A 19791-nucleotide genomic window follows, 5' to 3' on the forward strand; every position below is an offset into this window, starting at 1 on the left:
GCTCAGTGCCGAGCACGCCCCTCGTCCGTCCCTCCCCGAAAGGCCGTCACCGCCGTGATCAAGACCAGCAAGAGCCGGGCCGGCACCCAGCGCGTCACCTTCAGCCTCCCGGCCGGGGCGCCACCCGGACGGGTGAGCGTCGTGGGGTCGTTCAACGACTGGACGCCCGGCCGCCACCACCTGACCCCGCGCTCCAACGGCCGCCGGTCGGCTTCGGTGGAAGTCACGCCGGGCACCGTGCTGCAGTTCCGCTACCTCGGCGAGGACGGCCACTGGTTCGACGACCCCGAGGTGCCGGACCGCGTGGACGGCAACTGCGTGTACGCGACGAACTGAGTCGGCGCTGTCAGGACTTCCGGCGCGGCTTGCCCCGCTTCGGGGCGCCGCCGCCGGACCGGCGGGCGACCGGCTTCTTCGGCGCCGCCGCCTTCCGCTCCGGGCGCTTCTTCTCCGATGACGCCGGCTGCTGCTGGCGTCCGCGCGTGCTGTTGAGCGTGCGGCCGCGGACGATGCCGATGAACGTCTCCATCAGCTCCGTCGTCTCGTCCTCGAGCCACGACAACGCCACGCTCGACTGCGGCGCGTCCGCGACCGTCCGGTACGTCAGGTCGCGGCGGTGGTGCAGGCGGGCCAGCGACTGCGGGACCACCAGCACACCCACGCCCGCCGCCACCAGCTCGATCGCGTCCGCCGTCGACTCCGGGCGGGAGACCGCCGGGCGGCCCGGGAGCGACGGCCACTCGATCGTGTCGTCCAGCGGGTGCAGCACGACGTCGTCCGCCAAGTCCGCTGTGGACACTTCGTCGGCCGCCGCGATCAGGTGGTCCTTCGGGACGACCACCACCGTCGTCTCGGTGTACAGCGGGATGGCGTGGAGGCCGTCGCGGTCGATCGGGGACCGCAGCAGCGCCGCGTCCGCCCCGCGCGCGCGGATCAGCTCCGTCGCTTCGGCCGCGGGCACCGCGACCAGCTCCAGCGGCACGTCCGGCTGCCGCTCGCCCCAGGTCCGCACCCACTTGGCGGGCGTCGCGCCCGGGACGTACGCGAGACGGAACGAGGTCACCGGGTCAGGCTACCGGGCGGGGCGCTGGCTACCCTGGACGGCATGACGTCGCACAAGACCGCCCAGACGATGAAGCCCGCGACGGCGGCGAAGAAGCTGGGTGTGTACCTCGAAGCCACGCCCCCGGAGTTCCAGGAGGGCGTCGTCTCGCGCGACGAGCTGAACGCGCTGCAGGCCGAACCGCCGGAGTGGCTGCGCGAGCTGCGCCGCACCGGCCCGCACCCGCGGCCGGTCGTCGCGGCGAAGCTGGGCATCTCCATCGGCGGCCTCACCCGCGGCGGGATCACCGACGCGCTCACCACCGAGCAGATCGACGCGCTCAAGACCGAGAACCCCGACTGGCTGGTGCGCGAACGCGCCACCCAGGCCGAGGTGCGCAAGGAAACCGAGCGCGTCAAGGAGAAGAACCGCTGACCACGCCCGAAGAAGCCGCGCGCCTCGACGCCGAAGACGAGCTGGCCGCGTTCCGGGACCGGTTCGTCCCGATCACCGACGAGAGCGTCGTCGCCTACCTCGACGGGAACTCCCTCGGCCGCCCGCTGCGCGCCACCGCCGACCGCCTTCGGGAAGTCGTCGCCGAGCAGTGGGGCGCGCGGCTCATCCGGTCGTGGGAAGAGCGCTGGCTGGAGCTGCCCGAGCGGATCGGGGACGAGCTGGGCCGCGTCGCCCTCGGGGCCGCGCCCGGGCAGACGATCGTCGCCGACTCGACGTCCGTGTGCCTGTACAAGGTGCTCCGGGCGGCCGTCGCGCTGCGACCCGGGCGCGACGAGCTCGTCACCGACACCGCGAACTTCCCCACCGACCGGTTCCTGGTCGACAGCGTCGGCGCCGAACTCGGCCTCACGGTCCGGTGGATCGAGGGCCCGGACGACGTCGCCGCGGTCGCCGGCCCGCGCACGGCGGCCGTCGTACTGTCCCATGTGGACTACCGCTCGGCCGCGATCGCCGACCTCGCCGGGATCACGCGGGTGGTGCACGAGCGCGGCGGCCTGACGGTCTGGGACCTCTGCCACAGCGTCGGCTCGATCCCGGTGGCGCTGGACGCCGACGGCGCCGACTTCGCCGTCGGCTGCACGTACAAGTTCCTCAACGCCGGCCCCGGCGCTCCCGCGTTCCTCTACGTCAACGCGCGTCACCACGAGGCGTTCGGGCAGCCGATCACCGGCTGGATGGGCGCGGCCGACACGTTCGGGATGGCCGAGCGGTACGTGCCCGCGCCCGGCATCCGCCGCGCGCTGTCCGGCACGCCGCCGGTGCTCGGCATGGTGGGCGTCCAGGAGGGCGTGGCGCTGCTGGCCGAGGCAGGGATCGAGCGGGTGCGCGCGAAGGCGGTCGCGCTCGGGCGCTGGGTGCTCGACCTCGCCGACGAGTGGCTCGTGCCGCTCGGGTTCACCGTGGCCTCGCCGCGGGAGGACGCGCGGCGGGGCGGGCACGTCACCCTGCGGCACCCGGACGCGGAACGGCTGTCGCGCGTGCTGATCGACAACGGGGTGCTCATCGACTTCCGCCGTCCGGACGGCATCCGCATCGGGTTGAGCCCGCTGACGACGGGGTTCACCGAGGTCCGCGCGGCCATGGAACGGATCCGCGAACTCGCCGGATAGTAGCCATGTACTTAATAGCCATGTACAGTATTTGGCATGAGCACTCCCGGGCACCTCATCTGGCGGCTGTCGATGAAGTGGCGCGTGGCGGTCGACCGCGCGTTGGCCCCCGCGGGCCTCACGCACGCGCAGTACGTCTTCCTGTCCTCCCTCTTCGGCCTGGAACGCGCCGGAAACACCCCCAGCCAGCGGGAACTCGCTGACGAGACCGGGCTGGAAGCGCTCTACACCTCCAAGCTCGCGCGCTCCCTGGACGCCGATGGCCTGATCGAGCGCACCCGCGACCCGGCGGACACCCGCACGATCCGGCTGAGCCTCACCCCACGCGGCCGCGAAGTCGTCGAGCCGGCGATCGCCACCGTCGCCGAGCTGCTCGACCGCCTCCTCGCCCCGCTCGGCGGCCGGGCCGGTGACCGCACCGCGGCCCTGAGCCGCGAACTCACGCTCCTCCTCGACACCCCGCTGAAGGACGAGAAATGACGCTGCACCACGAAGAATCCGGCGACGGCACCCCGATCGTCTTCCTGCACGGCAACCCCGGTTCGTCGCACGGCTGGCGCCACGTCCTGCCGCACGTCGGCGGCGGCCGGCTGCTCGCTCCCGACCTCATCGGCATGGGCCGGTCCCCCAAGCCGGACATCGCGTACTCCTTCGCCGACCACGCCGGCCACCTCGACGCCTGGTTCGACGCGCTCGGCCTCGACGACGTCGTCCTCGTCGGGCACGACTGGGGTGGCGCGCTCGCCTTCGACTTCGCCGCCCGGCACCCGGGCCGCGTCCGGGGCGTGGCGTTCTTCGAGACGATCGTCAAGCCGATGGCCTGGGACGACGTGTCGCCGCAGGCCGCGGAACGCACGCGCAAGATCCGCACCCCCGGCGTCGGCGAGCAAATGGTGCTGGAAGAGAACCTGTTCGTGCGGCAGGCGTTCACCGGCGGCGTCCGCACGCCGGTGGCGGACCTCGAGCCGTACCTCGCGCCGTTCCCGACGCCGGAAAGCCGCCGCCCGGTCCTCGCGTGGGCGCGGCAGCTGCCTCTCGGCGGCGAGCCGGCCGAGGTCGTCGCGCGCGTCGAGGCCTACGACGAGTGGCTGGCCGGCAGCACCGGGACGCCGAAGCTGCTGATGACGTTCGAAGGCTCCCCCACGCTGCTCATCGGGGAGAAGGTGGCGCAGTGGTGCCGGGAGCACATCGCCGCGCTCGACGTCGTCGCGTGCGGCGAAGCCGGGCACCACGCCCAGGAGGACCGGCCGAAGGAGATCGCCGGTGAGATCTCCGCCTGGCTGGACCGCCACGGCCTCCGGTGAGTCAGCGGTGCCGCAGCGGCGGGGTCGCATCGACGCCGAGGACGCGCGCCGCGACCCACGCCAGCGAGTCCGCGGTGCGGGCCGGGGTGTCCGACGGCTGCATCACGTGGCTCAGGACCGTGCGGACCACGATGTCGATCACCACGCCGAGCTGCTCGGGGGTGAACGGCAGGTCGTAGGCCGTCACGCGGGCGGTCAGCATCACCTTCGCCTGCGTCAGCAGCGTGCCCGCCTCCGTCGTGAGCAGCGGCAGCAGTTCGGACGCCGTGCCGTGGGTCGCGGACGCGATCGCGCGCAGCAGCGTGTTGTCGTCGGCGAGCTCCAGGACCGCGCGGACGGCGTCGTAGATGGCCTCGACCAGGTCGTCCTCGTGGCGGTCGAACGCCGCCGCGACGACCGACAGGAACCGGGCCAGCTCGTGCGTGACCATCGCTTCGGCCAGCGCCGCCTTCGAGCCGATCTCGTTGTAGACCGTCTGCCGGCTGACGCCGACGACCTCGGCCAGCCGGGCCATCGTGACCGCCTGCCAGCCCGACCGCGCGGTCAGCTCGATCGCCGCGGTGATGATCGGCTGCCGGTGCTGACCACCCTCGGGCGCCGCCGGAAGTGCCGCACTCATGATCGCCATTCTAGGCGGCGCCCGCGAAGACCAGCGCCTCCGCCCACGGCGCCCGGCCCGCGATGCGACGGCGGTACTTCATGATCTCGCGCGGGCGGTCGACGGTGAGCGCGCCGGCGATCCGGTCGCCGCGGCGGTAGAGCGTCACCCCGCCCGTGGCCACCACCTCGTCGGCGTGCGGGGTGCCGACGAACTGGATGCGCCGGCCGTACCAGTCGGACCAGAAGTACGGCACGGCTTCGAGCGGGCGGGCCGATCGGGGGTCGAGCGCGTGCCGCGCGGCGGCCGCACCCTGCTCGGCCGCGTTCGTCCAGTGCTCGAGCCGCAGTTCGAGGCCGTCGAACAGCGGGTTCGGCACGTGCGCGACGTCGCCCGCCGCGTAGACACCCGGCGGGCCCGCCGCCAGCGTCGCGTCGCACACGACACCGCGGTCGCGCTCGTGCAGCGTCAGCCCGCTGCCTTCGAGCCAACCGGTGGCCGGCACCGCGCCGATGCCGGCGACGACGAGGTCCGCGGGCAGGACTTCGCCGCCCGCCAGGTGCACGCCGTCCTCGGTCACGCCGGTGACCTCGGTGGCGAGCCGCAGCTCGGTGCCGGCCGCGTGGTGCAACGCGGCCAGTTCCGCCCCGGCCGGCTCCCCCACCGCGCGGGCGAGCGGGACGGCCGAGGCCTCCACGATCGTCACCGGCAGGCCGCGCTTGCGGGCCGCCGACGCCACTTCCGAACCGATGAACCCGGCGCCGATCACGACCGTGCGCGCGCCGGCGTCGAGTGCGGCGCGTACCGCGACGGCGTCTTCGGCGGTGCGCAGCGTGCGTGCGCCGGGGAGGGTGCGCGCGGTCGCGCCGGTGGCGATGACCAGGGCGTCGTAGCGCACGGGCGTCCCGGCGACCGTCACTTCACGCGCGTCGGTATCGAGACTCTCCGCCGGCGCACCCAGCATCAATTCGACGCCGAGTTCGGCCCGCAGCACCGTTTCCGCGTGGAACGGCTCGACGCGGCGCGGGCCATCGGCGTCGAGGAACGCCTTCGACAGTGGCGGCCGGTCGTAGGGCAGGTGCTCCTCGGCGCCGACGAGGACGATCCGGCCGCGGTAGCCGGTGCGGCGCGCGGACTCCACCGCGCGCAAGCCGGCCAGCGAGGCACCCACGACGACGAGGCTCATGTCAGCTTCAGCGCGAGAACCGGGCAGGCGTCCACCGCCGCGGCGACGTCCTGGCGGTGCTCTTCGCCGGGCCGCTCGTCGAGCACGACGACCGTGCCGTCGTCGCCCACTTCGAAGAAGTCGGGCGCCATCGCCTCGCACATGCCGAGGCCGTCGCACTTCCCGCGGTCCGCGTCGATCCGCATCACGCACCCACCCGGCCCGGCGCGACGAAGTCGACCTTCTCGCGCACACCGCAGTCGGGGCAGCACCAGGAATCCGGGATCGCCGACCACGGCGTGCCGGCCGGGAAGCCCTCACGCGGATCGCCGAGTTTTTCGTCGTAGACGTACCCGCAGCCCGGGCACATGCCGCCTTCGGTGGCGTCGCCGCGGGTGTCGGCGTGCTCCGGCACGACGGCCGTGACGCGGGTTCCGTACCGCGCAAGGATTTTCTCGCGCTTCGACGGCTGGATGTTCGCGCGCGAGATGTCGCCGTCGAAGTGGGCGAGCACGCGCGGGTCCATCACCCGGCGCCACACCGGCGGGACCAGCGCGAGCACGATCATCCCGGCGTACCCGGTGGGCAGCACCGGCGACTCGGCGAAGTCCCGCAGCGTCTGGTAGCGCCGAGTCGGGTTGGCGTGGTGGTCGCTGTGCCGCTGCAGGTGGTAGAGCAGGACGTTCGTGGCGATGTTGTTGGAGTTCCAGCTGTGGCTGGGATCCACGCGCTCGTAGCGGCGCTTGCCTTCGGCGCCGACGCGCTGGCGCCGCATGCCGTAGTGCTCCATGTAGTTGACGACCTCCAGCAGCGAGAACCCGACGACGGCCTGGATCACCAGGTAGGGCAGGACGCCGACGCCGAGCCACGCGACCATCGCGCCCCAGAGGACCAGGGACATCAGCCAGGCGTTGAGGACGTCGTTGCCGATGCGGTAGGGGTGCTTGTCGCGGCGGGCGTAGCGCTTGCGCTCCAGGCGCCACGCGGACTTCAGCGAGCCGAAGACCGTGCGCGGCCAGAAGCGGTAGAAGCTCTCGCCGACGCGGCTGCTCGCCGGGTCCTCCGGCGTCGCGACGCGGACGTGGTGGCCGCGGTTGTGCTCGATGTAGAAGTGGCCGTAGAAGCTTTGCGCCAGCGCGATCTTCGACAGCCAGCGCTCGTGGCTCTCCTTCTTGTGGCCCAATTCGTGTGCGGTGTTGATGCCGATCCCGCCGATGCAGCCGATGGAGATCGCGAGCCCGATCTTGTCGGCGACGGTGAGGTTCCCGTGGGCGACGAGCCAGAACGCGGCGACGAAGCCCAGGTACTGGATCGGCAGGAAGGCGAAGGTGATCCAGCGGTAGTAGCGGTCCTTCTCCAGCCGTTCGAGGACGTCGTCGGGCGGGTTGCTGCGGTCCAGCCCGGCACCGAGGTCGATCAGCGGCACGACCACGAGGATCACGACCGGCCCGATCCAGAACCAGACACCCCAGCCGGTGGCGGCGTGCAGGCCGATGGCGAGGAACGCCAGGGAGGGGACGACCAGGCCGATCAGCCACAGGTAGCGCTTGCGGTCGCGCCAGCGCTCGGTGGACCCCGCGGGCACGGTTGCGGTCATGACACCCTCCTCCGTTGGCTGGGTTTACACGACTTTAGGCGATGTCCATCGTGCTTGACAATAGCTCGTCTTATGTAAATCTTGCGCGGCTCGGTAGGCTGGAGAGCGGGTGAGGAGCAGTGGACGAACTGGTCGTGGTGCCGAACTTCCGGGGACGGCAGGCACTCGACGCGTGGCTGTCCGGCCACGACGCGGGATTGCTGTTGCAGGGACCCGATCCCGACAGCCCGCACCCCTTGATGAACGGCCTGGTCGTGGCCCAGCTGCCCGCCGCGGGCGCGCGGGTGAACCGATGGGCGACGGTGACGGTGTGGGTCAGCGGAGGCGGCGACCCGAGCGGAGTCCGCGAACCCCGGCGGCCGTTGCCGGAGAGGCGCGAGGACGTGGGATTCGGCGAGCCCGGCTGAGCCCGAGTTCGCAGCCCTCTCTCAGCCGAGAAGATCGTGCGGATCCCGAGCCGCCGGCGCTTCCGCCTCCGGCACACCCGAGCGCGCGGCCGGCCGGCGCCGGACCCGCACCCTCGCCGACTCGCGCGGCCGGAACCGGGGTTCGCGCCCAACCGCACAGCTCGAAGCCGTCGTACGTCAACCCGGCCGCCAGCACCGCGCCGCACTCGGGACACCGGCACCCCCCACCCGGCCCCACGCTTTTGCCACGACCGCCGAGATTTCCAGCCCGCGACCACCGTTGGTGACGAAGATCATCTTCGTCGGCCGGTGACCGAGCGTCGCCCGTGAGGGGCACGCGAAGGCACTCGCCCTGCCCGTTTTTCCCGCCCCGCGAGCACCCCGGCGCGGCGGACCGGACGAATTCACTTTCACCCGTTCGGCCCAGCGTGCAAGAGGCCGAATTCCACGCCGGCGCCGTTACCAGAGGAAATGCGGGTAATCAACCGGACGCGTTCGGTAAACACCGTTCGCCGCTCGGCGGACAACCGTCCGGACGCCGGGTCAGCCCCACCGCCCCCTCCTCGTTCGTGGTAAAAAACGGACCCTGATCGATTCCGCGGCAACACGGAGGGTGAGGCGAAGACGGGTGACGGCGGCAGCTGTGTCCCATCGTCGTGTCCGCTTCCTCGTCCGGGTCCGGAGTTTTCGCCGACCGTCACTCAGGAGTTCGTGAAGCGCCGTGCAGAACAAAGACGTCCAAGACGAGTCGGACAAGCCGTACGACAAGTCGATCCGCAAAAGGCTGACCAGGACCGTTCTCATTCCCAGCGTCACCCTGCTGGTGCTGTGGATCGCGGTCTCCTCCTACTTCCTCTTCAACGGCGTTTACGTCCGGCTGGTCGCGGCGTCGGTGCGCGAGGTGTCCATCCCCGCCGCCTCCGCGCTCGCCGAGTTCCAGAAGGAACGCCAGACCGCGCTGCAGTACCTCGACGACCCCGCGCTCGGCCCGGGCCGGCTCCAGCAGCAGCAGAAGGCCACCGACGAAAAGCTCGGCGCCCTGAAGGACGCGTTCGCCGCGACCATCTCCAACGCGCCGGACGAGATCGCGGCCAAGGTCAACGCGCTGAAGTCCCAGTTCGACCAGCTGCCCGTGCTGCGCTCGCAGATCTCCTTCCGCAGCATCGACCGCGCGCAGGTCAACGGCTACTACAACGGCGTCATGGACACCGCGTCCAACCTCTTCGACACCCAGGCCCGCGTCGTGCCCGACGCCGAAGCGGCGACCGGCGGCATCACGGCGACCTCGGTGTTCCGCGCCGGTGACGCCATGTCTCGCGAGACCTCGCTCGTCTCGACGGCCTTCTCGGCCGGCACCTTCGCCCCCGACGACTTCGCCCAGTTCGCGCAGCTGTCCGGGACCTACCGGACGCAGCTGACGCAGATCGAGCCGTTCCTCGACGCGAGCGTCCGCGACAAGTACCAGACGCTGACCAAGAGCGCCGCCTGGCAGCAGCTGGCCACCGCCGAGCAGGCGATCGTCAAGCACGGCCCGTGGTCGCCGAGCGAGCAGAACACCGTGCCGGTGTCCGAAACGGACTGGCTGAACGCGACCACCCAGGTCGCCCAGGGCCTCAACGACCTCGCGATCACCCAGGCGGACAAGGTTTCCGCGGCGGCGATCGACGCCGGGGACGCCCAGTTGCGCAACGTCATCATCGGCAGCATCCTGGCGCTGCTCGCGTCGCTGGCGGCGATCATCGTCGCGGTGCGGGTGTCGCGCTCGCTCGTCGACCGCGCCCTGATGACGCGCCTCGCGCGGCTGCGCAACGACTCGCTCGACCTCGCCCGCAACCGGCTGCCGAACATCGTGGAGCGGCTGAAGAACGGCGAACCCGTGGACCTGAAGGAAGAGCTCCCGCAGCTCGACCACGGCCGCGACGAGATCGGGCAGGTGGCCGAGGCGTTCAACACCGCCCAGCTGACCGCGGTCAACGCCGCGGCGAGCGAGGCGAAGGCCCGCAGCGGCGTGCACAACGTGTTCCTCGGCATCGCCCACCGCAACCAGGTCCTGGTGCACCAGCAGCTGCAGATCCTCGACGAGATGGAAGCCCGCGAGGACAACTCGACGCAGCTGGCCGCGCTGTTCCAGCTCGACCACCTCGCCGCCCGCGCCCGCCGCACCACCGAGAACCTGATCATCCTCGGCGGCAAGCAGCCGGGCCGCCGCTGGCGCAAGCCGGTGGCGCTGATGGAGGTCCTGCGCGCGGCCGTCTCGGAAACCGAGCAGTACGCCCGGGTCCAGGTCGAGCAGGTGCCCGACGTCGCGATCCTCGGCGCCGCGGTGGCCGACACGATCCACCTGGTCGCCGAGCTGGTCGACAACGCGACGTCGTTCTCGCCGCCCGGGTCGCCGGTCGAGGTGACCAGCCGCGCGGTCGCGCGCGGGGTCGTCGTCGACGTGTCGGACCAGGGGCTCGGCATGAAGGACGGCGTCCGCGAGTGGGCCAACTCGATGATGGCCGAGGCGCCCGAGTTCGACGCGATGGCGCTGCGGGCCGACTCCAGCCTCGGCCTCTTCGTGGTCGCGCGGCTGGCGTCGAAGCTCGGCATGACCGTCACGTTCGACCCGTCGCGCTACGGCGGTCTCCGGGCCACCGTGCTCATCCCGACCCAGCACCTGGCCGGCCAGCAGGGGAACGTCCCCGAAGAGCCCGGCTCCTCCCCGGCGGAGACCACCGCGGTCCTGGCCCCGGTGGGCGCACCCGCGCCGCAGGCAGCAGAAAGCTCACCAGGTTCCATGGACACGCCCAGCTCGTTCAGCGGCCAGATCCCGATGAAGCGAGAGGCCAAGCCGAGGCCGTACCCGGCTCGCGCGCTCACCCCGCCCGACCCGCTGCCCGCCGTGCCCGCCGCGGCGCCGGCGGTCGCGGAGCCGCCGGCGGCCGCCGAGACGCCCGCGACGCCGCCCCCGACGGCCGACGACCGGCCCCGGCTGCCCCGGCGCGAGCCCCAGCAGAACCTCGTCGCCCAGCTCGAAAACGAACCCGACGAAGGCGACGACGACGTCGTCGCGCCCGGCGAGGGGACCGCGCGGACCCTCGCCGCGTTCCACAAGGGCACTCGCCGGGGCCGGGTCGGGTCGGACGATGCGTAAGTCCGCGACAGCATTTCGAATGTCCACAGAGGAAAGTCAAGGTCTCTGACGCATGAACGAGTACGGGAACCCCAAACCCGATCTCAACTGGCTGCTCGACGACGTGGTCAGCCGCGTGGTCGGCGCGCAGAACGCCATCGTGCTGTCCGCCGACGGGCTGCTGATCGGCAAGTCGGCCGGCATGGGCAAGGACGACTCCGACCAGCTGTCGGCCATCGCCTCCAGCCTGCAGAGCCTGGCCAAGGGGGTGAGCAAGCAGTTCAACCGCGGCCCGGTGCTGCAGAACATGATCGAGATGGAGCGCGGCTACCTGTTCGTCTCGGCCGCCGGCCAGGGCGCGTGCCTCGCCGTGCTGGCCGCGGACAACGTCGACGTCGAAATGATCGCGTACGAGATGAGCCGCCTGGTCAAGCGGGTCGGCGACTACATGGTGTCGGCGCCGCGCGAAGCGGCGCAGATCCTGCGGGAGGCCACATGAGCGGGGACGAGAGCTGGTACGACGAGGCCGCCGGGCCGCTCGTCCGGCCGTACACGATCACCAGCGGCCGGACGCCGGCGGACAACGCGCGGCTGGACCTGTCCACGCAGGTCATGACCCTGCGCTCGGAGCAGGAGCCCGCCGGGCTCGGCCCGGAGCACCAGGCGATCGTGCAGCTGTGCCGGCACCCGGTGTCGGTGGCCGAGATCGCGGTCTACGTGAAGATCCCGCTGGGGGTCGTGCGCGTGCTCGTCGGGGACCTCATCGAACGCGGCCTCGTCATCACGCGCTCCCCTGCCCACCACCCGGCGCAGTCGCCGGACCTCGAAACACTCCAGGCGGTTCTCGATGGCCTCATCAAGTACTGACGAACTGGTCCCCACGCCGGTCAAGATCATCATCGCCGGCGGCTTCGGCGCCGGGAAGACCACCATGGTCGGTTCGGTCAGCGAGATTCCGCCGCTGACGACCGAGGAGGTGCTCACCGAGGCGAGCGCCGGGGTGGACGACCTGTCCGGCGTGGAGCGCAAGACCACGACGACGGTCGCGCTCGACTTCGGCCGGATCACGATCTCGCCGCGGCACGTGCTGTACCTGTTCGGCACGCCGGGCCAGGCGCGCTTCTGGTTCATGTGGGACGACCTCGCGCGCGGGGCGATCGGGACGATCGTGCTCGTCGACACCCGGCGCCTGGAGACCAGCTTCGCCGCGATCGACTTCTTCGAGCGCCGGAAGATCCCGTTCGTCGTCGCCGTGAACTGCTTCGACAACGCGCCGCGCTACACCGCGGACGAGATCCGCGAGGCCCTCGTCGTCCCGGATCGGGTGCCGATCGTCATGTGTGACGCGCGTGACAGGGACTCGAGCAAGCTCGCGCTGATCCGGTTGGTCAAGCACGCCATGACGATCGTGCCCGCGCCGGTCTGAGACCTGCGGTTTGTCCGGTCCCTGTCCGCCTCGGACCGTGCCGGTGTCCGATGTGTCCGAGCGTGTCCACGTCGGACACCGGCAAACCCACATGGCCCAATTGGTTCGACCACCCGGGTGCAGCTTTTTAGTTGAGCAAGCATCAAACTGATAGCATCCGGTCGTGACGAGTCGTGAACCGGAGTTTCCTGAATATATAAGGGAAAACTACCCGGCACAGGGTCGTCTCTTCGGTGACTTTCTGTGCGGGCTTTGGTCTACCGCGTGTGAAGCTCTCGAGGTTCCGGTGGAGCAGTCCGTCCGGACCACGCGGATGCTGCGCTCCCTGCTGCCGCCGTGGGCGCACGAACGGATCGGCACCACGCCGGCCCAGCCGTCCTATGTGGCGGACGACGGGTTCCCCGCCGAGATGTCGGTGAACTGGTCCGGGCCGAACCCGGAACTGCGGGTGCTCTTCGACGGGCTCGGGCACGACGTCGCGCCGCCGCCGGAGAGCGGTTTCCGCAGGCTGCAAAGGGTGCACGAGACGTTCACCGTGCGCGGCGGCCGGCCCTCGCCCGCTCCCCTGTGGCACTCGATCGCCTGGCGGCCGCCGTCGCGGATCGTCCACAAGACCTACTTCGGGCTCTACCCGTGGCCGCACGCGCACCGCGAGCTCGCGGTCGCCGAGGCGATGGACCGGCTCGGCATGGCCCGCGCGTGGGACGACGCGCGCCGCCGGGTCGAAACCGTCGACGGTCACCGGGAAATCGAGTTCTTCGCGGTGGACCTGGCCGACGAGGCCGAGGCGCGGGTCAAGGTCTACTACCGCAACCACGACGCCGGCCTCGCCGAAGTCAACCGCGTCGCTTCGGTGGCGCTGAGCCACGACGCCGAAGACGCGCGCGTCGCGTACCAAACCCTGGCCGGCGACCGGGAAGACGCTGGTGAGGCGGCGTTGAGCTGCCTGGCGTTCCGGTCCGGACTGGACCGCGCGGCCGAGTCCACGACCTACCTGCGCCTGCCGGATCTCGCTGCCAGTGACGAAGAAGCGGTCGAACGGACCGCCGCGCTGCTGCACCGCGAAGGCGTCGACCCCGGCCGGTTCCGCCTCCTCACCGCCGCGCTGGCGCCGGGACCACTGGCCCGGACGCGGATCCTCGAGCTGGTGAGCTACCGCACAGCGGGCCGCCGCGGCGACGTCACCACGTACTTCCGGTTCCCGGTGTACGACCGGTCGCCGGCGCCTGTTGATCTTGATTGGCGAGCCAGGAAAGATGATCTCCCGTAGCACCACGGTAAGGAGCCGATCGTGACCCAGCAGGACGTCGAGCGCGTGGCCCGGCACAACGAGCAGCGGCAGCGGGAGTACGAAGGGTCGGCCCTGATCCGGCTGCTGACCGACACCGGCACCAGCGACGACACCAAGAAGGCCGTGCTCACCTACCTGCAGCCGTGGTCGAACGCCTTCCAGCGGATGATCAGCGCCCGCGTCACGTTCGAGAGCGACCCGGAGCTGCGCGCACTCGCCCTGGAGCACCAGGAAGAGGAGATCGGGCACGACAAGATCCTCGCCCGCAGCCGCGCGGAGGACCGCCAGCTGGTCTGGGACCCGGTGATCGAGGCGGGCGCGTCGTGGTTCGTCGACCAGTTCGGGATCCTGCCCGGCGTGCAGCGCGCGGTGCTGGCGCACCTGGCCCTCGAAGCGGGCAGCCTGGTGTTCAGCCAGGCGGGCACGCGGGCGTTCCCCCAGGACGAATACTTCGACCTGCACGACGAAGCCGACGTCGAGCACCTCGAGATGGGCTACGAGCTGCTGCGCCGGCGCAGCGACTGGTCGGTGGACGACGTCGTCACGGTGCTCGACCGCGCGTGGCAGGTGATCGGCGTCGTCTCCGACCGCATCGCCGAGTGCGCCCGCCGCGATACGGTGGCCGCATGACGAACCCCGAAGCGGCCGCTCGCGAAGTCGCCGCCGAAGCCGCCCGCGCGTACCGGGAAGCCTTGGGAGAGCGCCTGATCGGCGCGTACCTGCTGGGCAGCCTGTCCTACGGCGGCTACGCCCCGGCGGCGAGCGACATCGACGTGGCGCTGGTCCTGACCGACGCCGAAGGGGTGTCGATCGCGGACACGACGACGGCGCTGCAGGAGCGGAGTCCGTTGCACCGCAAGCTTTCGGTGTTCTGGGCGTCGCTGCCGGCGTTGCGCGAAGGCCGCGACGACGGGCGGTTCCCGGCGCTGGACCGCCTGCAGCTGGCCGACCACGGTGTCGTCCTGCTGGGTTCGGACGTCCTGGCTGAGATCGCCCGCCCGGCGGCGCCGGAGCTGTTGCTGGAGAGCGCTTCCTTCGCGATCGCGGTCCTGGCGACCCCCGAGGTGACGGCGGAGTTCCGTTCGCCGCGCCGGCTCCTGGTGGACACGGTGTGGTTCACGAAGGCGGTGCTGTTCCCGGTCCGGTTCCTGTACTCGGGGACGTTGGCCACGGGCCGCGCGGCGAACAACGACGAGGCGATCGAGTGGTACCTGTCCCAGGCGGACGCCCCGGCGAAGTCGTTGGTGCGGCTGGCGTTGCGGGTCCGGGAGGGGCACCCGCTGGACGCGGACGAGCTGCGGCCGGAGCTGGCGGCGGGGCTGGTCCCGCTGTACCGGTACTACATCGAGGACCAGCTGCGGCGGCTGAAGGACACCGGTGCGCCGGAGGACCTGGTGTCCGCGTTCGCCGATTGGGACACGCGACTCGCAGCGGGCTAAAGCCGCGAGACGCGGGCCGCCCAGGCGGCGATCTGGCTGCGCGAGTCGAACCCCAGCTTGCGCAGGATCCGGTTCACGTGCCCCTCCGCCGTCCGCCGGGAAATCACCAGCTTGTCCGCGATCTCCTGGTTCGACCGGCCGTCCGCGATCAGCACCACGACCTCGCGCTCGCGGTCCGTCAACGGTGTCACCGTCGACGGGCCCGGCGCCGGGGACGGCGTCGCGTCCCCCAGGGCGTACGCGATCGCTTCCTCCAGGCCGAATTCGCGGCCGCGCCGGAACGCCGCCGCGAACGAGCCCTCGCCCAGCGCGCGGCGGACCGCCGTCTCGCACTCCCCGTGCGGGGCGCCGAAGTACCTCGAGCCGAACATCGGGAAGCCGACCGCCTGCCAGATCGGCTGGGCCGACCCCAGCATCGTCGCCGCCGGTTCCCAGTGGCCACGGGCCGCTTCGTTCCACGCCAGGACCTCGATCGCCAGCACGATCCCCAGCAGGTCGTGGAACTTCCGCTTGACGCGCAGGCAATGCCGGCCGCGCTCGGCCGCGCGGGTGTGCTCGCCGCGGCCCAAAGCCACCAGCGCCTGGACGAAGATCGCGTACGCCTGGGCCCACTGCTCGCCGTGCGCGGTGCCGGTCTCGCACGCCTCTTCGCACAGCTCGCCCGCGCGGTCGAGGTCGCCCAGGAAGATCGACGCGACCGCCAGCTCGATGCCGGCCAGCATCACGTTGCTGTTGAGCTCGCCTAGCGCGCGGTACCGGGCCTGCGCCTCCTCGAAGAGCGCCTTCGCGTCGCCGACGTCGTCGCCCACCAGCAGGTTGCAGCCGAGCCGGTGCGTCGCGTACGCCAGCGCGACGTCGTCGCCGGCCCGGCGCGCGTACGCGTGGCACTCCTCCAGCATCGCGATCGCGCCCGCGTTGTCGCCCTGCAGCGTCGCCACGTACCCGTTGACCCACAACGCTTTCGCCCGCAACTCGCCCGGTTCGGGCGACAGCGCGAGCGCGCGGTCGAGCCAGTGGCGGCCCTCGCCGAACACGCCGCAGCCCGCCCAGTAGTACCAAAGCGTCGAGGCGAGGCGGAGGCCGGTTTCGAGTTCGCCCGCCACCGTCAGGCTGTAGTCCAGCGCCGCCCGCAGGTTCGCGTGCTCCACCCGCGTCCGGCGGAAGACCTCCGCCTGCTCCGGCCCGAACCACGCCCGTTCGCCGCACACCGCGAGTTCGAGGTAGTGGTCCCGCATCGACCGCAGGGCTTCCGCCGCTTCGCCGGACTCGGTCAGCTTGGCCCGGCCGAACTGCCGCAACGGCTCCGGCAGCCGGAACCGTCCCGCTTCGCGGATCAGCACCGACTTCTCCACCAGCCCGGCGAGCCCGGCCGCGACGTCCTCGCCCGCGCAGACGCGCTCGGCCGCCGGCAGGTCGAAGCCGCCGGCGAACACCGACGTCCGGGCCCACAGCCGCCGCTCGGCCGGGCTGCACAGCGCGAAGCTCCAGTCGACGGCCGCCAGCAGCGTCTGGTGCCGGGGCTCGCCGCCGCGTTTCACCGTCCCGGGCAACCGGAAGCAGTCGGCCAGCCCGGACTCCAGCTCCGCCAGCGTCAGCACGCGCAGCCGGACGGCCGCCAGCTCGATCGCCAGCGGGATGCCGGCCAGCAGGCGGCACACCTGCGCCACGCGCTCCTGGTTCTCCGCGGTGACGGCGAACCCGGGGTCGACGGCGGCCGCGCGTTCGGCGAACAGCGTCAGCGCCGGGTAGCGCAGCCAGGCGCCGTCGGCCAGCGGACGGCCGGGTTCGGGCAGCGGCAGCGGGGACACGGGCCAGAGGTGTTCGGCGGCCAGCGCGAGCCGCTCGCGGCTGGTCGCGAGCAGCCGCAGGCCCGGCGCGGCCCGCAGCAGGTCGTGCGCCAGGGTCGCGCACGCGTCGAGGACGTGTTCGCAGTTGTCCAGGACGACCAGCAGCCGCCGCTCGCGCAGGTGCTCGGCGAGCACTTCCGCCGGCTTCCGGCCGGTTTCGTCGTGGACGCCCAGCGCCTCGAGCACGGTGTGCGCGACCAGCGCCGGGTCCTGCAGCCCGGCGAGCTCGACCAGCCAGACGCCGTCGGGGAACGCGCGCGAGAGCCCGGCGGCCGTCTGGACGGCCAGGCGCGTCTTGCCGACCCCGCCGACCCCGGTCAGCGTGACCAGCCGCGCCCGCGTCAGCAGCTGCTTGACCTCGGAAACGTCCGATTTGCGTCCTACGAAGCTCGTGGTGTCGGCGGGCAGGTTGCCCTTCCCCCACGTCGTGCCGGCCTTGCCCACCCGAGCACCGTAAGGACGTCCGCGCGGGCCGGTCAATGCGAGCCCCTCGGAGGAAGCAACCTCGCGGGGGTCAGGCGTCCGGGATGCGGTAGAGCGTCGGCGTGTCGCCGCCGTGCATCGCGGCGAGGCTCGTGCGGCACGCCTGGCGGACCTCGCGGTTGGCCGCCGAGCCCGCCTGACCGCAGCGCGGGCAGAACAGGTGCACCGCGCCGGGCGGGGTCTCGTCGACGGCGACGTCGACCGGGCACTCGCAGCGGCGGCACCACCGGTGGCCGGTGACGACGAGGACGTGCAGCGGGTCGCCGACGCACTGGTGCGCCCAGCACCGGTGGACGTAGCAGGTGCTGCGCGTGTGCGGGCTGAGGCCGTGCTCCTCCGCGGTGTCCTCGGCGGCCAGGATCGCGGCCAGCCGGCGGTCGTCGAGGTCGGCGTAGCGGTCGCGCGGGCCCGAGCCGGCCGGTCGCGGCTCCGGGGCGCTCGCGGGGGGAACGACCCGGAGGAGGGGACGCGACCGGCCGTGCACCATGGGTTTTCCGACCTCCTGCGGTCATCGGGGGCCGGTCAAGCTTGCGCCGGGGCACGCGGCAGGCGCACCCGTACAAGTACCTGAACCCATACCTGTCCCGGCGGTCACGTGCCGCGCCCGCGGGACTACTGTCCGGCGCCCTCACCGCAGGGTCAGTGGGGTCTCCGACTCGACGCGGGTCAGCTTCTCCGGGTTGCGCACGTAGTACAGCCCGGTGATCCGGCCGCCGTCGAGCCGGACCGCCATGACGCCGTCGAGCTCGCCGTCCAGGCGCAGCAGCAGCCCCGGGTTGCCGTTGACCACCGTCAAACCGCTGGTGAGCACCGCGTCCGTGCGGCCGATGCCGCCGGACATGAAGCGGACCACCTTGTCCGCGCCCGCGACCGGGCGCAGGGCCGCCTGCTTGACGCCGCCGCCGTCGCTGAGCAGGACGACGTCGGGGGCGAGCACGTCGAGCAGGCCCTGGAAGTCGCGGGTGGCCAGCGCGCGCTGGAACGACTCCAGCACCGCGCGGGTTTCGCGGGCGGACACCGTCTCTCGCGGACGGCGGGCGTCGACGTGCTTGCGCGCGCGGTGCGCGATCTGGCGGACCGCGGCCGGGGTCTTGCCGACGGCGGCGGCGATCTCGTCGTAGCCGAACTCGAACACCTCCCGCAGCACGAACACCGCACGCTCGGTCGGCGCCAGCGTCTCGAGCACCAGCATGAGCGCCATCGACACGCTCTCGGCCAGCTCGACGTCCTCGGCGACGTCCGGCGCGGTGAGCAGCGGCTCGGGCAGCCAGGGGCCGACGTAGGCCTCTTTGCGGCGCTTCATCGTGCGCAGCCGGTTGAGCGCCAGCCGCGTCGTGATGCGGACCAGGTAGGCGCGCTCGTCGCGGACCTCTCCCAGGTCGACGTCGGCCCACCGCAGCCAGGTTTCCTGCAGGACGTCCTCCGCGTCGGCCGCCGAGCCGAGCATCTCGTAGGCGACGGTGAAGAGCAGGTTCCGGTGGGCGACGAAGGTTTCGGTGGCGCTCACGCGCGTCCCCAGGCGACGAAGGCCGCGAGGGCGAGGTAAGCCAGGTTCAGCGCGACGAACTTCGCCTCGCCGTGGCGCGCGTGCGTGATCATGGCCCCGATCATGAGCAGGACCCAGCAGGCGGCGGTCACCGGGACCAGGACGGGGGCGATCCCGAGCGCCGCGGGCAGGATCAGGCCGGCGGCGGCCAGCAGCTCGAGAACGCCGAGCGTCTTGACGAAGCCGTCGCCGCGTTCGCCGGTCCACGCGCCGCCCGGGTGGGCGGCGAGCCTGGCCCGGGGCACGAACGCCTTGCTGACGCCCCCGGTCAGGGCGACGACGGCGAGCAGCGCGGCGGCGATCCAGAGTGCGGTGTTCATGAGGTCTCCTTCGGTCGGCCTCAAGACACCGGGTGCCCGGTCGCTGTGACAGGGCATGACGGGGGTCACACGACCGGCTCGAGCAGCCGCCGCGGGGCGCTCATCGCGGCCGACACCGGATCGGGGTCCGCCGGCGGCCGGTACCCCGGGCCGGGCTCGATGCGGATCTCCGGCACCGGCACGGCCGCGCCGCACTCCTCGCACCGGCCGTCCGCGTCGAGCCGGCCGCCGTCCGCGTCGTGCCGGGTCGTGCGCTTTTCCCCGTCCGGGGAGTAGAACGCGTCACCCCAGCCCATCAGCGCGCGCACGACGGGCCAGAGCGCGACACCCTTTTCGGTGAGCCGGTATTCGGCGTTTTCGCGGACGAGGACGTCCTCCTGCACGAGGGCCTTCAGCCGGCTGGTCAGGACGGCGCGCGGGATCCCGAGCTGGGCGGCGAAGTCCCCGAACCGGCGCACGCCGAAGAACGCGTCGCGGACGATCAGCAGCGTCCACCGCTCCCCGACGATCTCCAGCGAGCGCGCCAGGGAGCAGTTGCGGTCCGCGTAGGTGCTGGGGAGGGCCATGGGAGCGAGTCTACACGTCG

23 protein-coding genes are annotated in these 19791 nt (G+C 72.0%); 13 read left to right on the forward strand and 10 right to left on the reverse strand.

Annotated elements, in window-relative coordinates; genetic code table 11:
• Positions 1–54 precede the first annotated feature (54 nt).
• Positions 55–336, forward strand: a complete 282-nt coding sequence (locus BLV96_RS27740; RefSeq protein ID WP_086679410.1) for an early set domain-containing protein — start codon at positions 55–57, stop codon at positions 334–336.
• 10 nt (positions 337–346) lie between these two features.
• Here the strand turns inward: BLV96_RS27740 and BLV96_RS27745 are convergent, their stop codons facing one another.
• Positions 347–1063: a LysR substrate-binding domain-containing protein gene (locus BLV96_RS27745; protein WP_086679409.1), complete on the reverse strand. Its 717-nt coding sequence runs from the start codon at positions 1061–1063 to the stop codon at positions 347–349.
• A gap of 42 nt (positions 1064–1105) precedes the next feature.
• On the opposite strand from BLV96_RS27745, the gene BLV96_RS27750 reads away from it, so the two are divergent.
• Genes BLV96_RS27750 through BLV96_RS27765 form a run of 4 tightly spaced genes read left to right on the forward strand, consistent with a single transcriptional unit; the run spans position 1106 to position 3971 of the window.
• Positions 1106–1477 carry a DUF5997 family protein gene (locus tag BLV96_RS27750; protein ID WP_086679408.1) on the forward strand — a complete coding sequence of 124 codons (372 nt, stop codon included), beginning with the start codon at positions 1106–1108 and terminating at the stop codon, positions 1475–1477.
• Positions 1474–2667, forward strand: coding sequence for a kynureninase (locus BLV96_RS27755; protein ID WP_086679486.1), 1194 nt, complete (start codon positions 1474–1476; stop codon positions 2665–2667). The genes BLV96_RS27750 and BLV96_RS27755 overlap by 4 nt, the downstream gene beginning before the upstream one ends.
• A 36-nt stretch (positions 2668–2703) precedes the next feature.
• A complete protein-coding gene (locus BLV96_RS27760; protein WP_086679407.1) occupies positions 2704–3147 on the forward strand; it encodes a MarR family winged helix-turn-helix transcriptional regulator in 444 nt (147 codons plus the stop codon).
• On the forward strand, positions 3144–3971 hold the full coding sequence (locus tag BLV96_RS27765; protein ID WP_086679406.1) for a haloalkane dehalogenase: 828 nt from the start codon (positions 3144–3146) through the stop codon (positions 3969–3971). Before BLV96_RS27760 ends, BLV96_RS27765 begins: the two co-directional genes overlap by 4 nt.
• A gap of 1 nt (position 3972) precedes the next feature.
• Here BLV96_RS27765 and BLV96_RS27770 read toward each other — a convergent pair whose 3' ends face one another.
• The 4 genes from BLV96_RS27770 to BLV96_RS27785 are packed head-to-tail and all read right to left on the reverse strand — an operon-like array spanning position 3973 to position 7331.
• Positions 3973–4599: a TetR/AcrR family transcriptional regulator gene (locus BLV96_RS27770; protein ID WP_086679405.1), complete on the reverse strand. Its 627-nt coding sequence runs from the start codon at positions 4597–4599 to the stop codon at positions 3973–3975.
• Position 4600: 1 nt separating this feature from the next.
• Positions 4601–5755: an NAD(P)/FAD-dependent oxidoreductase gene (locus tag BLV96_RS27775; protein WP_086679404.1), complete on the reverse strand. Its 1155-nt coding sequence runs from the start codon at positions 5753–5755 to the stop codon at positions 4601–4603.
• Positions 5752–5940, reverse strand: a complete 189-nt coding sequence (locus tag BLV96_RS27780) for a ferredoxin (protein ID WP_086679403.1) — start codon at positions 5938–5940, stop codon at positions 5752–5754. The genes BLV96_RS27775 and BLV96_RS27780 overlap by 4 nt, the downstream gene beginning before the upstream one ends.
• Entirely contained in the window at positions 5940–7331 is a 1392-nt protein-coding gene (locus tag BLV96_RS27785) for a fatty acid desaturase (protein WP_086679402.1), read from the reverse strand. Before BLV96_RS27785 ends, BLV96_RS27780 begins: the two co-directional genes overlap by 1 nt.
• Positions 7332–7450: 119 nt before the next feature.
• Here BLV96_RS27785 and BLV96_RS27790 point away from each other — a divergent pair, with 119 nt between their 5' ends.
• From BLV96_RS27790 to BLV96_RS27825, 8 genes are all read left to right on the forward strand, one after another.
• Entirely contained in the window at positions 7451–7738 is a 288-nt protein-coding gene (locus tag BLV96_RS27790; protein ID WP_086679401.1) for a PASTA domain-containing protein, read from the forward strand.
• A gap of 721 nt (positions 7739–8459) precedes the next feature.
• Positions 8460–10874: a sensor histidine kinase gene (locus tag BLV96_RS27795; protein ID WP_091389589.1), complete on the forward strand. Its 2415-nt coding sequence runs from the start codon at positions 8460–8462 to the stop codon at positions 10872–10874.
• 52 nt (positions 10875–10926) lie between these two features.
• Positions 10927–11352, forward strand: a complete 426-nt coding sequence (locus BLV96_RS27800) for a roadblock/LC7 domain-containing protein (protein WP_086680727.1) — start codon at positions 10927–10929, stop codon at positions 11350–11352.
• Positions 11349–11720: a DUF742 domain-containing protein gene (locus BLV96_RS27805; RefSeq protein ID WP_086680729.1), complete on the forward strand. Its 372-nt coding sequence runs from the start codon at positions 11349–11351 to the stop codon at positions 11718–11720. Before BLV96_RS27800 ends, BLV96_RS27805 begins: the two co-directional genes overlap by 4 nt.
• The gene (locus BLV96_RS27810; RefSeq protein WP_208608335.1) at positions 11701–12279 is read left to right on the forward strand and encodes a GTP-binding protein; all 579 of its coding nucleotides are present in this window, start codon (positions 11701–11703) and stop codon (positions 12277–12279) included. Before BLV96_RS27805 ends, BLV96_RS27810 begins: the two co-directional genes overlap by 20 nt.
• Positions 12280–12565: 286 nt before the next feature.
• On the forward strand, positions 12566–13549 hold the full coding sequence (locus BLV96_RS27815; RefSeq protein ID WP_244180517.1) for a hypothetical protein: 984 nt from the start codon (positions 12566–12568) through the stop codon (positions 13547–13549).
• Between the two features lie 21 nt (positions 13550–13570).
• Positions 13571–14200, forward strand: coding sequence for a hypothetical protein (locus BLV96_RS27820; RefSeq protein ID WP_086680732.1), 630 nt, complete (start codon positions 13571–13573; stop codon positions 14198–14200).
• Entirely contained in the window at positions 14197–15009 is an 813-nt protein-coding gene (locus BLV96_RS27825; RefSeq protein WP_086680735.1) for a hypothetical protein, read from the forward strand. The genes BLV96_RS27820 and BLV96_RS27825 overlap by 4 nt, the downstream gene beginning before the upstream one ends.
• On the opposite strand, the gene BLV96_RS27830 is transcribed toward BLV96_RS27825, so the two are convergent.
• The 5 genes from BLV96_RS27830 to BLV96_RS27850 all read right to left on the reverse strand — a co-directional run bounded on the left by BLV96_RS27830 (position 15006) and on the right by BLV96_RS27850 (position 19771).
• On the reverse strand, positions 15006–17300 hold the full coding sequence (locus BLV96_RS27830) for an ATP-binding protein (RefSeq protein WP_208608336.1): 2295 nt from the start codon (positions 17298–17300) through the stop codon (positions 15006–15008). The two genes, BLV96_RS27825 and BLV96_RS27830, sit on opposite strands and share 4 nt — an antisense overlap.
• A 70-nt stretch (positions 17301–17370) precedes the next feature.
• On the reverse strand, positions 17371–17826 hold the full coding sequence (locus BLV96_RS27835) for a hypothetical protein (protein ID WP_244180518.1): 456 nt from the start codon (positions 17824–17826) through the stop codon (positions 17371–17373).
• A 141-nt stretch (positions 17827–17967) separates the two neighbouring features.
• The gene (locus BLV96_RS27840; protein WP_086684683.1) at positions 17968–18846 is read right to left on the reverse strand and encodes an RNA polymerase sigma-70 factor; all 879 of its coding nucleotides are present in this window, start codon (positions 18844–18846) and stop codon (positions 17968–17970) included.
• Positions 18843–19205 (reverse strand): DoxX family protein, encoded by a 363-nt coding sequence (locus BLV96_RS27845; RefSeq protein ID WP_086684686.1) that lies wholly within the window; start codon positions 19203–19205, stop codon positions 18843–18845. The genes BLV96_RS27840 and BLV96_RS27845 overlap by 4 nt, the downstream gene beginning before the upstream one ends.
• Before the next feature lie 65 nt (positions 19206–19270).
• Positions 19271–19771, reverse strand: coding sequence for a winged helix-turn-helix transcriptional regulator (locus tag BLV96_RS27850; protein ID WP_086684689.1), 501 nt, complete (start codon positions 19769–19771; stop codon positions 19271–19273).
• Positions 19772–19791: the final 20 nt, after the last annotated feature.

It is taken from the genome of Amycolatopsis pretoriensis (assembly GCF_900107925.1).
Lineage (GTDB): Bacteria > Actinomycetota > Actinomycetes > Mycobacteriales > Pseudonocardiaceae > Amycolatopsis > Amycolatopsis pretoriensis.